The organism is Streptomyces sp. NPDC051211, assembly GCF_040689505.1.
Taxonomy (GTDB): domain Bacteria; phylum Actinomycetota; class Actinomycetes; order Streptomycetales; family Streptomycetaceae; genus Streptomyces.
Map to the genome: position 1 here is coordinate 123,397 of NZ_JBFBAV010000011.1, position 13,698 is coordinate 137,094.

Genomic DNA, 13,698 nt, shown 5'->3' on the forward strand with positions numbered 1-13,698 from the left:
ACGGCGTCAGGGACGGGGCACCGTAGCAACGCGGGGGTGAGATGAGAACCGTCTCGGCCACGGTTCGTCGCCCGGCCGCCCCGCCCGGTCGGCGGGGCGGTAAAGCGGGCGGGCCGGGCGGAGTCACGCCTCCCGCGCAGTCTCCGTCTCCGTCTCCGTCGCAGTCGCAGTCGCAGTCGCAGTCGCAGTCGCAGTCGCAGTCGCAGTCGCAGCCTCCGTCGCCGTCCCGGTCGGCGTGGGGGTGGGGCTCGGGGTGGGCGTCGGCTTGGGCTTCGGGGTCGGCGTAGGGGTGGGGGTCGGCTTCGGCGTAGGCGTAGGCGTAGGGGTGGGGGTCGGCTTCGGCGTAGGCGTAGGCGTCGGCGTGGGGGTCGGCTTCGGCGTGGGCGTGGGAGTCGGCTTCGGCGTGGGCGTCGGCTTCGGCTGAGGGGTCGGCGTCGGGGTGGGCGTCGGCTTGGGCGTCGGCTTCGGTTCAGGGGTCGGAGTCGGCTTCGGCGTCGGCTTTGGCTTGGGCGGGGTCGGTGTGGGCTTCGGGTGGGGCTTGGCGGGCGGCTTCGGGGCCGGGGCCGGGCCCTGAGTGTCCGGGATCGCGTGCGTGCCCTTGTCGTAGTAGGCGAACCAGGACTTCACCGTGAGCAGGTACTCCGACGAGTGGTTGTAGGAGAGGATCGCCCGGTCCAGGTCGGCGACCTGCCGCAGGTCGCGGCTGCCGGCGCACAGGTAGCGCCCCGCCGCCAGGGCCGCGTCGTGCACGTTGTCGGGGTTCCGGCGGCCGTCGCCGTCCGCGTCCTGGCCCCAGGCCGCCCAGGTCGACGGGATGAACTGCATCGGCCCGACCGCCCGGTCGTAGACGGGGTCGCCGTCGTAGGCCCCGCCGTCCGTGTCCGGGATGTTCGCGAACCCGTTGCCGTTCAGTACGGGTCCCAGGATGCGGGTCAGGGTGGTGCCCGTGCTGTCCACCCGGCCGCCGCGGGCCTGCCCGGACTCGACCTTGCCGATCGCCGCGAGGAGTTGCCAGCGCAATCCGCAGCCGGGGTCGTTGGCCGCGACCGTCCGCTCGGCCTTGAGGTAGGCGGCCAGGACGCTCGCCGGTATGCCTCGGGCGCCGCCGGTGAGCACCGCCGGCGGGGTGCGCGGCCCGCCGGGCGGGGTGGCCGGAGCCGTGGGGCCGGGTGTGGCGGTGGGGGCCGGGGCGGGCGGTGCGTCGTCCAGGATCACGGCCGGCGGTTCGGGGCTGATCAGGGGCGGGAGTTCGGTGAAGTACGCCGAGTCGCCGCCGGGTTCGGCCGGCGCGGGCGGGGCCGCCTGGGCCCGTGGGCCGCCCGCGCCGGCCGCCCGTATCCGGTCTCCCGGGCCCGGCGGGGCCTGCGATGCCGTCACCGCGGCGGCCACCAGCGCCGAGACCACGGCGGCCGTACCGCCCCTGCGCAGCCTGCGTCCGTACCGAGCCGTCCTGGTCATGTGACGCACCCCTCCCCGTCGACGTCCGGCTGACGCTATGTCAACAGGGCTGCGGAGGAAACGGTCTGGCCTGCGCGTTCACCGTTTTTCCACGAGCCGCGCACGGCCCCGCATACTGGGCCGGTCCGTCAAGTGGGAAAGAGGTTCGATGCCGTTCACTCTCAGCCATGCCGCCGCCGTGCTGCCGGCCGTCCGGCGGGACGGCCGGGGCCGGGGGCCGTTGGTCGCCTCGGCGTTGGTCATGGGGTCGTTCGCGCCGGACATGACCTACTTCACGGCGAGTGTGGTGCCCGGGGCGATGGCGTTCGGTTCGGTCACCCACTCCCTGACCGGGGTGCTGACCGTCGACGCGCTGATCACGGCCGCACTGGTCGGGTGCTGGCTGCTGCTGCGCGAGCCGCTGGCGGCGCTGTTGCCGGCCGCCTGGCGGGGGCGTGCGTACGTGCTGGTGCGCGGGGCGCGGTGGCCTGCGGGCAGGCCGTCGGCACGGCTGGCCGTCTGGTTCTACCTGTCGGCGGTCGTCGGCTCGCTGACGCATGTGGTGTGGGACAGCTTCACGCACATGGACCGGTACGGGACGGACATGTGGCCGTGGCTGTCCGGCTACTACGGAGGCTTCCCCCTCTACACGTACCTGCAGTACGGGAGTTCCGCGCTCGCGGCCGGGGCGCTGGTGTGGTTCCTGGTGACGGCGCTGCGCCGGCTGCCCGTCTCGCAGGCTCCGGAGTCCGTTCCGGTGCTGGGCCGGAGCGAGTGGTGGGGTGCGCTGGCGCTGATCGCGGTGTGCGTGGCGGTGGGGGTGACGCAGCGGGTGCTGCGCTGGTTCACGTACTTCGACCGGGTCCGCACTCCGCTCGACATCGTGCCGACCGTCTGCTTCGGCGCGGGGACGGGGCTGCTGGCGGGTCTGGTGCTGTACGCCGTGCTGGTCCGGCTGCGGCACCGTACGCGGACGCCCGCCCCCACCGGCCACCGGTAGGAGCGGGCGCCCCGTCGCCCGTGGGCGACGTCCGTACGGAGCGTCAGTGCGCGGCGGACTCCCAGTCGGCGCCCACACCCACCGACACGTCGAGCGGGGCCCGGAGGTCGACGGCGGCGGCCATTTCGCGGCGCACCAGTTCCTCGACCCGCTCGCGCTCGCCGGGGGCGATCTCCAGCACGATTTCGTCGTGGACCTGGAGCAGCATCCGGGAGGCCAGCCCGGCCTCGACGAGTGCCTTGTCCACCCGGAGCATGGCCACCTTGACGATGTCGGCGGCGGTGCCCTGGATGGGGGCGTTCAGCGCCATCCGCTCGGCGGCCTCGCGGCGCTGGCGGTTGTCGCTGTTGAGGTCGGGCAGGTACCGGCGGCGGCCGAAGACGGTGGCCGTGTAGCCGGTGGCGCGGGCCTCGTCGACGACCCGCTGGAGGTAGTCGCGGACGCCGCCGAACCGCTCGAAGAAGGTCTCCATCAGGCCGCGCGCCTCGGCGGGCTCGATGTTCAGCTGCTGCGCGAGGCCGAAGGCGGACAGGCCGTACGCCAGGCCGTACGACATCGCCTTGATCTTGCGGCGCATCTCGGCGTCGACCGCGGACCGCTCCACGCCGAACACCTGGGAGGCGACGGTGGTGTGCAGGTCCTCGCCGGAGAGGAAGGCCTCGATCAGGCCCGCGTCCTCGGACAGGTGGGCCATCACGCGCAGTTCGATCTGGCTGTAGTCGGCGGTCATCAGGGACTCGAAGCCCTCGCCGACGACGAAGCCGCGGCGGATGGCCCGGCCCTCGTCGGTGCGGACCGGCACGTTCTGCAGGTTGGGGTCGGTGGAGGACAGCCGGCCGGTCGCGGCGACGGTCTGGCTGAAGGTGGTGTGCACCCGGCCGTCCGCGGCGATCGTCTTGACCAGGCCCTCTACGGTGACCCGCAGCTTGGCCTGCTCACGGTGCCGCAGCATGATCACCGGCAGTTCGTGGTCGGTCTGGGTGGCCAGCCAGGCCAGCGCGTCCGCGTCCGTGGTGTAGCCGGTCTTGGTCTTCTTCGTCTTGGGCAGGTCCAGCTCGCCGAAGAAGACTTCCTGGAGCTGCTTGGGCGAGCCGAGGTTGAACTCGTGGCCCACCGCCGCGTGCGCCTCCTTTATGGCCTGCTGCACGGCGCCCGCGAACTGCTGCTCCATCGCTTCCAGGTGGTCGCGGTCGGCGGCGATGCCGTTGCGTTCCATCCGGGCGAGCAGCTCGGAGGTGGGCAGTTCCATGTCGTGCAGCAGGGCGGTGGCGCCGACCTCGGCGAGCTTGGCGGTGAAGGCCTCGCCCAGGTCCAGGACGGCGCGGGCCTGCGCCATCAGCGCCTCCGCCTCGGCCGTCTCGTCGGCGCCGAAGGCCAGCTGGCCGTCGGCGGCCGGCGGCTGGAGCTCGCGGCCCAGGTACTCGACGGACAGCACGTCCAGGGCGAAGGAGCGGCGGCCCGGCTTGACCAGGTAGGCGGCGAGGGCGGTGTCCATGGTGATACCGGCCGCCGTGGGCCAGCCGTGCTCCGGGAAGACCCGCCACAGGTTCTTGGCGTTGTGGACCACCTTGGGCCGGTCCGCGTCGGCGAGCCAGCCGATCAGCGCCCGCTCGTCGGCCTCGTCCAGTTCGGCGGCCTGGAACCAGGCGGCGGCGCCGTCGGCCGCGGCCAGCGCGATCTCGCTGACGCTGCCGGCGCCCAGCATCCAGCTGTCGACGGTGGAGACGCCCAGCGGGCCGCCCGCGTGCGCCTCCAGCCAGGACGCCAGCTCGCCCGCGGCCAGCACGGACCCGTCCAGCTCCACCCCGGCGGCCGGCGCGGGCGCCTCTTCCTGCTCGGCGCCCGGGTCCATGGCCAGCAGCCGCTCGCGCAGCGAGGCGTTGCGGATCTCCAGCACGTCCAGCACGCCGGTCACGGCCGAGCGGTCGTACGGCAGCCGGGCCAGGTCGGCGGGGGTCTTCCCCAGCTCCACGTCCTTGACCATCTCGGTCAGGACCCGGTTCATCTTCACCGCCTCCAGGTGGTCCCGGAGGTTCTGCCCGGCCTTGCCCTTGACCTCCTCGGCCCGCTCCACGAGCTCCGCGAACGAACCGAACTGGTTGATCCACTTCGCCGCGGTCTTCTCGCCGACGCCCGGGATGCCGGGCAGGTTGTCGGACGGGTCGCCGCGCAGCGCCGCGAAGTCCGGGTACTGCTGCGGAGTGAGTCCGTACTTCTCCTCGACCTTCTCCGGAGTGAACCGGGTGAGCTCGGAAACGCCCTTGGTCGGGTACAGCACGGTGACGTGGTCGGACACCAGCTGGAAGGAGTCCCGGTCACCGGTGACGATCAGCACCTCGAAGCCGAGGGCCTCCGCCTGCGTGGCCAGGGTGGCGATCACGTCGTCGGCCTCGAAGCCGTCCACCGCGAACCGCGGCACGCTCATCGCGTCGAGCAGCTCGCCGATCAGCTCGACCTGCCCCTTGAACTCGTCGGGGGTCTTGGAGCGGTTCGCCTTGTACTCGGGGAACTCCTGCGAACGCCAGGTCTTGCGCGACACGTCGAAGGCCACCGCGAAATGCGTGGGCGCCTCGTCGCGCAGCGTGTTCGCCAGCATCGACGCGAAGCCGTAGATGGCGTTGGTCGTCTGGCCGCTCGCGGTGGTGAAGTTCTCCGCGGGCAGCGCGAAGAACGCCCGGTACGCCAGGGAGTGCCCGTCCATGAGCATCAGGCGGGGGCGGTCCGCTGCGGTCGTCTGGTCGGTCTTCTTCGATGCTGAATCTGCCACGCCCCCGATCCTAGGCGCCCCCACCGACAATTCCGCCGTCGGCGATGTCGGCCGGGCGTGACAGGATCGGAGGCGTACGCGAAGACTGCTCGAAGGGGAGCGCCATGGCCACCAAGCCGCCCGCAGGTGATCCGGTACAGGACGCACCCCAGGTCGCGCCTCCCCAGCACGCGGCCGCCGGGCTGCCGGCCATCGGGCACACCCTGAAGGTCGCGCAGCAGCAGATGGGCCTGGCCCGTGCCGCCCGCACCCTGCTCAAGGTCAACCAGAAGGACGGCTTCGACTGCCCCGGCTGCGCCTGGCCCGAGGGCGAGAAGCGGCACACCGCGGAATTCTGCGAGAACGGCGCGAAGGCCGTCGCGGAGGAGGCCACGCTGCGCCGGGTCACCCCCGAGTTCTTCGCCGCCCACCCGCTCGCCGACCTGGCCGCGCGCTCCGGCTACTGGCTCGGCCAGCAGGGCCGGATCACCGAGCCGATGCTTCTGGAAAGAGGGGACCTGCCCGAGGGCGGCGAGCGCTACCAGGCGGTCAGCTGGGAGCGGGCCTTCGCGATCATCGCGGAGGAGCTGAAGGCGCTCGGCTCCCCCGACGAGGCCCTCTTCTACACCTCGGGCCGGACCAGCAACGAGGCCGCGTTCCTCTTCCAGCTCTTCGCCCGCGAGTTCGGCACCAACAACCTGCCGGACTGCTCCAACATGTGCCACGAGTCCTCGGGCTCCGCACTGAACGAGACGATCGGCGTCGGCAAGGGCAGCGTCTCCCTCGAAGACCTCCACCGGGCCGACCTGATCATCGTCGCCGGGCAGAACCCGGGCACCAACCACCCGCGCATGCTCTCCGCCCTGGAGCAGGCCAAGTCCGCCGGCGCGAAGATCATCTCGGTGAATCCGCTGCCCGAGGCCGGCACGGAGCGGTTCAAGAACCCGCAGACCCCCCTCGGCATGCTCAAGGGCACCGCCCTCAACGACCTCTTCCTGCAGATCCGCATCGGCGGCGACCAGGCCCTCTTCCGTCTCCTCAACAAGCTCGTCATCGAGACGGACGGGGCCACCGACGAGGCCTTCATCCGCGAACACACCCACGGCTACGAGGAGCTCGCCGCCGCCGCCAAGGAAGCGGACTGGGCGGAGACCCTCACCGCCACGGGCCTGACCCGGCCCGAGATCGAGCGCGCCCTCGCCATGATCCTCGCCTCGGAGCGGACCATCGTCTGCTGGGCCATGGGCCTCACCCAGCACAAGCACGCCGTCGCCACCATCCGCGAGGTCGTCAACCTGCTGCTGCTGCGCGGCAACATCGGCCGCCCCGGCGCCGGCGTCTGCCCGGTCCGCGGCCACTCCAACGTCCAGGGCGACCGCACCATGGGCATCTTCGAACGCCCCGCCGCCGCCTTCCTCGACGCCCTCGACAAGGAATTCTCAATCACCTCGCCCCGGCACCACGGCTACGACGTGGTCCGCTCCATCCAGGCCCTGCGCGACGGCCGCGCCAAGGTCCTCTTCGCCATGGGCGGCAACTTCGTCGGCGCCACCCCCGACACCGAGGTCACCGAGGCGGCGATCCGCCGCGCCCGGCTGACCGTCCACGTGTCCACCAAGCTCAACCGCTCCCACGTGGTGACCGGCCGGCGCGCCCTGATCCTGCCCACCCTCGGCCGTACCGACAAGGACGTACAGGCCTCCGGGAAGCAGTTCGTCACGGTCGAGGACTCCATGGGCATGGTCCACGCCTCCCGCGGCAACCTCGCCCCCGCCTCCCCGCACCTGCTCTCCGAACCGGCCATCGTCGCCCGGCTGGCCCGCGCCGTCCTCGGCCCGGCCTCCGCCACGCCCTGGGAGGAGTTCGAGCGGGACTACGCCGCCATCCGCGACCGGATCTCCCGCGTCGTCCCCGGCTTCGCCGACTTCAACACCCGCATCGCCCGCCCCGGCGGCTTCACCCTGCCGCACGCCCCGCGCGACGAGCGCCGCTTCCCTACCAAGACCGGCAAGGCCAACTTCACCGCCGCCCCCGTCGAGTACCCCGAGGTCCCGGCCGGCCGGCTGCTGCTGCAGACCCTGCGCAGCCACGACCAGTACAACACCACGATCTACGGGCTCGACGACCGCTACCGGGGCATCACCGGCGGCCGCCGGGTGGTCCTCGTCCACCCGGCGGACGCGGCGGAGCTCGGCCTCGCCGACGGCGCGTACACCGATCTGGTGAGCGAGTGGTCGGACGGGGTGGAGCGGCGGGCGCCCGGCTTCCGGGTGGTGCACTACCCGACGGCCCGCGGCTGCGCGGCCGCCTACTACCCGGAGACGAACGTGCTGGTGCCGCTGGACTCGACGGCGGACGTCAGCAACACCCCGGCGAGCAAATCCGTGATCGTCCGCTTCGAGCCCACCGAACCGACCCCCGAGCAAGCGCTCGCTCAGTAGGCTGATAGGAAGTGTGCGTTAACGAGCGTTGACGCAACGAGAACGGAGACGGCCCATGGGCGAGCAGCACGCGGTGAAGTTCCCGCAGGAGGTCCTCGACGAGTACGCAGCCCTGGGCATCGACCTGCCCTCGCTGTTCTCGGCCGGCCACCTCGGCGAGCGGATGGACATCCGCATCCTGGAGGCCTCGGCCGAGCGCGTGGTCGGCACCATGCCGGTCGAGGGCAACACCCAGCCGTACGGCCTGCTCCACGGCGGCGCCTCCGCGGTGCTCGCGGAGACCCTCGGATCCGTCGGCTCGATGCTCCACGGCGGGATCAACAAGATCGCGGTCGGCGTGGACCTGAACTGCACCCACCACCGCGGCGCCCGGTCCGGCCTGGTCACCGGCACCGCCACCCCCGTCCACCGCGGCCGGTCCACCGCCACGTACGAGATCGTCATCACCGACGATCAGGACAAGCGGGTCTGCACCGCACGCCTCACCTGCCTGCTCCGCGACGCAAACCCGCAACAGCCCGGCGACAACTGACCGTTGTAACTCTCCCGGCGCCGGTCTAGCGTGCCCGCATGGGCACGGGACCGGCGCCGCGGCGCACCTCGGCAGCCGCCCGCGCGACCGGCGCGGCGGCCCTCCACGCCGCCACCCTCCACGCCGCCACCCTCCGCGCGGCCCTCCACGCCACTCTCCGCGCCGCCCTCCTGCCAGCCCTCCTCGCCACCGCCCTCGCCGCCGCCCTCGCCGGCTGCTCGGCACCCTCCGGCCGCCCCGATCCGCACCCCCCGGACGGAACCCCGCCGACCACCTCCGCACAGGAGCTGTGCACCCGCCTGATCACCCACTGGTCGGGGGTCGTCCTCGACGGCGGCGAGCAGGCCGGCCTCGACTACCAGGCGATGGGCCTGTCCGGCGACCAGAACGACATCCTGCGCGCCGTCGTCGCCGACGCCCGTACCGCGGAGCGGACACGCGGCAGGGCCGCCGCCCGCGACCTGGCCGCACGCGAGGCCGAACGGCGGTGCGTCGAACGCCACCGCTCCGGCACGCCGACCACAGGCCCGTGGACATGAACGGCATCGGCCCGGTCGAGCCCGGAGAGGGCACCGCGGAGAGCGCACCGCCGCCGCCCGCCCGCACCCGTGCGCCCGCCTTCCGCCACCGCCGCACCGCCCTGGCCGCGGCCACCGCGGCCGCGGTCTGCGCGACCGCCGGATACCTCCTCGCCACCCGCCCGGAGCGCGCCCCCGCGCCGGAGCCGGCGCCCCCTCCCGCACCCTCCCAGCAGGTGTCGTTCACGTACGGGGAACCGGCGGATCCGGCCCCGGCGGGAAGCGCGTTCGCGTTCACCGTCCGTGTTCGCAGCTCCTCCCCGAAGCCCGTGACGATCGAGCGGATCGACCAGCCTTCACGGGCACTGAGGGTGACCGTCCGGCCACAACCGCCCGTGACGGTGGTGGCGGGCGGGGTGCGTGAGGTTCTCGTGGAGATTCTGGCGGCCGATTGCGTGCATGTAGCACGGAATGCGGGGCTCCCTTTCCTGGAGGTAACCCTCAGTAATGAAATCCGAAAAGAGGCGCACAGTTACATCCTCGGTGACCGATATGCCAGGGATCTTTCCGCCGCTCTGACCAGGGCCTGTCCCGAAGATCGAGACCAGAGGGCAACAGGGCCGTCATGACCAAAACCCTTCAGACTCCTGGGCGGTCAGGACTCAAACCCACGGACAGTCCTGCACCATCTCAGCATCCGGACAAGACGAACCGGCCGGAATTCCCCCGTTCCACCCGCAGTCATCCGCTATGCATTACGCCGTGGCATAACAAGAGAGTCACATCATTGGCCCGAGCCCTCCATAACCTCCGGTCCGCCGCCTAGAGTCACGGCCAGTCACCGCGACACCGGATTCCATTCAGTTCGGTTTCCCGCGTTCGACTCGGTGCGTCCCAGGGGGGACGCCGTGCCTGGAAAGGACTGATCGTGCGTCAAACCAAGCTCATTGCCGTGACCGCCGCGCTCGCAGCGGGAGCCCTCACGCTCACCGCCTGTGGATCGCGCGACGAGGGCAACAAGACCGGCGACAACGCCGGCGACGTCACGGTCGTCATCGGTGTCGACGCCCCGCTGACCGGTGACCTCTCCGCCCTCGGCCTCGGCATCAAGAACTCCGCCGACCTCGCCGCCCGCACGGCCAACGAGAAGAAGTACGTCAAGGGCGTCACCTTCAAGATCGAGGCCCTCGACGACCAGGCGCAGGCCTCCTCCGGCCAGCAGAACGCCACCAAGCTCGTCGCCAACAAGGACGTCCTCGGCGTCGTCGGCCCGCTGAACTCCTCGGTCTCCGAGTCCATGCAGAAGGTCTTCGACGACGCCAAGCTGGCCCAGATCTCCCCGGCCAACACCAGCCCGTCCCTGACCCAGGGCCCCAAGTGGGCCGAGGGCCAGAAGACCCGCACCTACAAGAGCTACTTCCGCACCGCCACCACGGACGCCATCCAGGGCCCGTTCGCGGCGCAGTACCTCTACAACAAGGCGGGCAAGAAGAAGGTCTTCATCATCGATGACAAGAAGACCTACGGCGCCGGCCTGGCGGGCACCTTCAAGGGCGAATTCACCAAGCTCGGCGGCGCCGTCGCCGGCGAGGGCCACATCGACCCGGAGAGCAAGGACTTCTCCTCGATCGTGACCCAGGTCAAGAGCTCCGGCGCCGAAGCCGTCTACTACGGCGGCGAGTACCCGGCGGCCGGCCCGCTCAGCAAGCAGATCAAGGCCGCAGGCGCCAACATCCCGCTCGTCGGCGGTGACGGCATCTACGACAAGAAGTACGTCGAGCTGGCCGGCACCGGCGCGGCCGGCGACCTCGCCACCTCCGTCGGCGCCCCGGTCGAGACCCTCCCCTCGGCCAAGGAGTTCATCGCCAACTACGAGAAGGCCGGCTTCAAGGACCCGTTCGCGGCGTACGGCGGCTACTCCTACGACTCCGCCTGGGCGATCATCGAGGCCGTCAAGAAGGTCGTCGAGGGCAACAGCGGCAAGCTGCCCGACGGCGCCCGCGCCAAGGTCCTCGAGGCCGTCCAGGGCGTCTCCTTCGAAGGTGTCACCGGCAAGGTCTCCTTCGACGAGTTCGGCGACGCCACCAACAAGCAGCTGACCGTCTACAAGGTCGAGGGCACGGAATGGAAGTCCGTCGAGTCCGGCACCTACGGCGGCTGACACCTTCCCGCTAGCCCACTGACCGGCTAGCACCCACCACACCTGCCGCGCGGGGCGCGCACATGCGCCCCGCGCGGTGTCACATCCGTCGAAAGACTCGGAGGACCTGCGGTGCACGAACTGCCGCAACAGCTGGTCAACGGCCTGCTACTGGGATCCATGTACGGGCTCGTCGCCATCGGCTACACGATGGTCTATGGCATCGTCCAGCTCATCAACTTCGCCCACGGCGAGATCTTCATGACCGGCGGGTTCGGAGCCCTCACGGTCTGGCTGATGCTCCCCAGCGGCACCACCATGTGGGTCGCCCTGCCCCTCATGCTCATAGGCGCCGTCATCGTCGCCACAACGATCGCCGTCGGCGCGGAACGCTTCGCCTACCGCCCCCTCCGCAACGCCCCACGGCTCGCCCCGCTCATCACCGCCATCGGCCTCTCCCTCGCCCTCCAGCAGGCGGTCTGGGCCTGGTACCCCGACGCGAAGTCCTCCGTAGTCTTCCCCGAGATCCCCGGCGGCCCCTTCCACCTCGGCAGCATCACCATCCAGACCGGTGACGTCTTCCTGCTGATCGCCGCCCCCGTCTCCATGGCGTTCCTCGGCTTCTTCGTCCAGAAGACCCGCACCGGCCGCGGCATGCAGGCCACCGCCCAGGACCCCGACACCGCCAAGCTCATGGGCATCAACACCGACCGCATCATCACGGTCGCCTTCGCCCTCGGCGCGGTCTTCGCCGCCGTCGGAGCCGTCGCCTACGGCCTCAAGTACGGCGAAGTCCAGTTCAAGATGGGCTTCCTCCTCGGCCTCAAGGCCTTCACCGCCGCCGTCCTCGGCGGCATCGGGAACATCTACGGCGCCATGATCGGCGGTCTCGTCCTCGGCCTCGCCGAAACCCTGACCACGGTCTACGTCTCCGAGATCCCCGGCATGCAGCAGCTCGGCGGACAGTCCTGGGGCAACACCTGGGCGTTCGTCCTCCTCATCCTCGTGCTCCTCTTCCGGCCCCAGGGCCTGCTGGGCGAGCGCGTGGCGGACAGGGCGTGAGAACCATGACGACCATCACCGCGGACACCGCAAAGACCCCCGCAGCGGACAAGGGCTTCATCGGCATCCCCGAAAAGACCGCCCGAGCCCTCGCCACCGCAGGCGGCCTCCTCACCGTCGCCTCCTGCTTCCTCTCCTGGACCTGGACCGCCGCATTCCCCGGCGACCTCACCGTCTACGGATACCCCGGCGGCCTCCAGTGGCTCGTCCTGGTCGGCGGCGCCCTCACCACCCTCTTCGGCCTCGCCTCCTACGGAGTCAAGGGCCTGGGCTGGCTCGCCCCCGCCGGCACCGACGCGGCCATCAAGCTCTCCGCCCTCGCCGCGTTCGCCACCGCCTGGTACACCGTCATCGCGATCATCGCCAAGCTCGGCGCGATCGTCGACCTCGAACCCGGCGGCGCCGTCGTCGCCCTCACCACCCTCATCACCCTCCTCGGCGCCCTCGCACTGCCCTTCAAGCGCCCCGCGCTCGAAGCAGCAGACCCCGACGACGGCCCCTGGGACCAGTTCAAGCACGGCGCCGCCAACCGCTGGACGACCGTCAAGGCCGCCTTCACCACCGGCACCGCAGCACCCGCCCGCGCCCTCCCGGCCTGGGCCGAAATCCTGCTGATCGCCGCCGTCCTCGGACTCGGCCTCGCCGTCTTCACCTACGGCATCACCACCCCGTACCAGGAACTCTTCATCGGCTTCCTGATCACCGCCGGATTCGGCTTCGCAGCGCTCAACAAGGCCGGCCTCGTCGCCCGCCTCTCCGCGCTCACCGCCAAGCACCGCAACGTCGCCCTCATCGGCGCGTTCGCGGCCGCCGCCGCCTTCCCGCTCACCCAGTCCGACGACCAGTACGCGACCCTCGGCGTCAACATCCTCATCTTCGCCACCGTCGCCCTCGGCCTGAACATCGTCGTCGGCCTCACCGGCCTCCTCGACCTCGGCTACGTCGCCTTCCTCGGCGTCGGCGCCTACACCGCGGCCCTGGTCTCCGGCTCCCCCAACTCGCCGTTCGGCGTGCACCTCCCCTTCTGGGCCGCACTCCTCGTCGGCGCCGCCGCATCCATGGTCTTCGGCGTCCTCATCGGCGCCCCCACCCTGCGACTCCGCGGCGACTACCTCGCCATCGTCACCCTCGGCTTCGGAGAGATCTTCCGGATCTCGATGAACAACCTCGACGGCGTCTCCGGCCCCGACATCACCAACGGCCCCAACGGCATCGCCAACATCCCGAACATCAACCTCTTCGGGTTCGACTTCGGCGCATCCCACAGCTTCGCCGGATTCACCATCGGCCGCTTCAGCAACTACTTCCTGCTGATGCTGATCATCACCCTCATCGTGGTGCTGGTCTTCCGCCGCAGCGCCGAATCCCGCATCGGCCGCGCCTGGGTCGCCATCCGCGAAGACGAAACCGCCGCCGAAGCCATGGGCATCAACGGCTTCCGCGTCAAGCTCGTCGCCTTCGCCCTCGGCGCCACCCTCGCCGGACTCGCCGGAGCCGTCCAGGCACACGTCAACTACACGGTCACCCCCGACCAGTACGTGTTCGCCAACGCCGTCCCGCCGAACTCCGCCTTCCTCCTCGCAGCCGTCGTCCTCGGCGGCATGGGCACCATCTCCGGCCCCCTCGTCGGCGGTGCACTGCTCTTCCTGCTCCCCAACAAGCTCCAGTCCCTGGGCGAGCTCCAGCTCTTCGCCTTCGGCGTCGCACTCATCATCCTGATGCGCCTGCGCCCCGAAGGCCTCATCCCCAACCGGCGCAACCAGCTCGAACTCCACAAGGACCTCGAAGCGCCCACAGTCCTCGGCAAGACAGGGGCCTGACC

Annotated in this window: 10 protein-coding genes; 8 read left to right on the plus strand and 2 right to left on the minus strand. The window is 71.0% G+C overall.

Features of this window, described 5'->3' with window-relative positions; translation table 11 throughout:
• Positions 1-123 precede the first annotated feature (123 nt).
• Entirely contained in the window at positions 124-1,458 is a 1,335-nt protein-coding gene (locus tag AB0447_RS14065; protein WP_366476874.1) for a lytic transglycosylase domain-containing protein, read from the minus strand.
• Positions 1,459-1,606: 148 nt separating this feature from the next.
• Between AB0447_RS14065 and AB0447_RS14070 the strand changes: the two genes are divergently transcribed.
• A complete protein-coding gene (locus AB0447_RS14070; RefSeq protein WP_366476875.1) occupies positions 1,607-2,437 on the plus strand; it encodes a DUF4184 family protein in 831 nt (276 codons plus the stop codon).
• Between the two features lie 43 nt (positions 2,438-2,480).
• On the opposite strand, the gene polA is transcribed toward AB0447_RS14070, so the two are convergent.
• On the minus strand, positions 2,481-5,204 hold the full coding sequence (gene polA / locus AB0447_RS14075) for a DNA polymerase I (protein WP_366476876.1): 2,724 nt from the start codon (positions 5,202-5,204) through the stop codon (positions 2,481-2,483).
• A 104-nt stretch (positions 5,205-5,308) separates the two neighbouring features.
• On the opposite strand from polA, the gene AB0447_RS14080 reads away from it, so the two are divergent.
• The 7 genes from AB0447_RS14080 to AB0447_RS14110 all read left to right on the plus strand — a co-directional run bounded on the left by AB0447_RS14080 (position 5,309) and on the right by AB0447_RS14110 (position 13,696).
• The gene (locus AB0447_RS14080) at positions 5,309-7,624 is read left to right on the plus strand and encodes an FdhF/YdeP family oxidoreductase (RefSeq protein WP_366476877.1); all 2,316 of its coding nucleotides are present in this window, start codon (positions 5,309-5,311) and stop codon (positions 7,622-7,624) included.
• Between the two features lie 55 nt (positions 7,625-7,679).
• A complete protein-coding gene (locus AB0447_RS14085; RefSeq protein ID WP_366476878.1) occupies positions 7,680-8,156 on the plus strand; it encodes a hotdog fold thioesterase in 477 nt (158 codons plus the stop codon).
• Between the two features lie 38 nt (positions 8,157-8,194).
• The gene (locus tag AB0447_RS14090) at positions 8,195-8,695 is read left to right on the plus strand and encodes a hypothetical protein (protein ID WP_366476879.1); all 501 of its coding nucleotides are present in this window, start codon (positions 8,195-8,197) and stop codon (positions 8,693-8,695) included.
• Complete coding sequence (locus AB0447_RS14095) at positions 8,686-9,303, plus strand: Tat pathway signal sequence domain protein (RefSeq protein WP_366476880.1); 618 nt, start codon at positions 8,686-8,688, stop codon at positions 9,301-9,303. Before AB0447_RS14090 ends, AB0447_RS14095 begins: the two co-directional genes overlap by 10 nt.
• A gap of 299 nt (positions 9,304-9,602) precedes the next feature.
• Entirely contained in the window at positions 9,603-10,835 is a 1,233-nt protein-coding gene (locus tag AB0447_RS14100; protein ID WP_366476881.1) for a branched-chain amino acid ABC transporter substrate-binding protein, read from the plus strand.
• 111 nt (positions 10,836-10,946) lie between these two features.
• Positions 10,947-11,876, plus strand: a complete 930-nt coding sequence (locus AB0447_RS14105) for a branched-chain amino acid ABC transporter permease (protein WP_366476882.1) — start codon at positions 10,947-10,949, stop codon at positions 11,874-11,876.
• A gap of 5 nt (positions 11,877-11,881) precedes the next feature.
• Positions 11,882-13,696 (plus strand): branched-chain amino acid ABC transporter permease, encoded by a 1,815-nt coding sequence (locus tag AB0447_RS14110; RefSeq protein ID WP_366476883.1) that lies wholly within the window; start codon positions 11,882-11,884, stop codon positions 13,694-13,696.
• Positions 13,697-13,698: the final 2 nt, after the last annotated feature.

Coding starts and splice junctions, on each gene's coding strand:
- AB0447_RS14085 (WP_366476878.1), top strand. CDS start 7,680: ATGGGCGAGCAGCACGCGGTGAAGTTCCCGCAGGAGGTCCTCGACGAG.
- AB0447_RS14090 (WP_366476879.1), top strand. CDS start 8,195: ATGGGCACGGGACCGGCGCCGCGGCGCACCTCGGCAGCCGCCCGCGCG.
- AB0447_RS14070 (WP_366476875.1), top strand. CDS start 1,607: ATGCCGTTCACTCTCAGCCATGCCGCCGCCGTGCTGCCGGCCGTCCGG.
- AB0447_RS14110 (WP_366476883.1), top strand. CDS start 11,882: ATGACGACCATCACCGCGGACACCGCAAAGACCCCCGCAGCGGACAAG.
- AB0447_RS14065 (WP_366476874.1), bottom strand. CDS start 1,458: ATGACCAGGACGGCTCGGTACGGACGCAGGCTGCGCAGGGGCGGTACG.
- AB0447_RS14080 (WP_366476877.1), top strand. CDS start 5,309: ATGGCCACCAAGCCGCCCGCAGGTGATCCGGTACAGGACGCACCCCAG.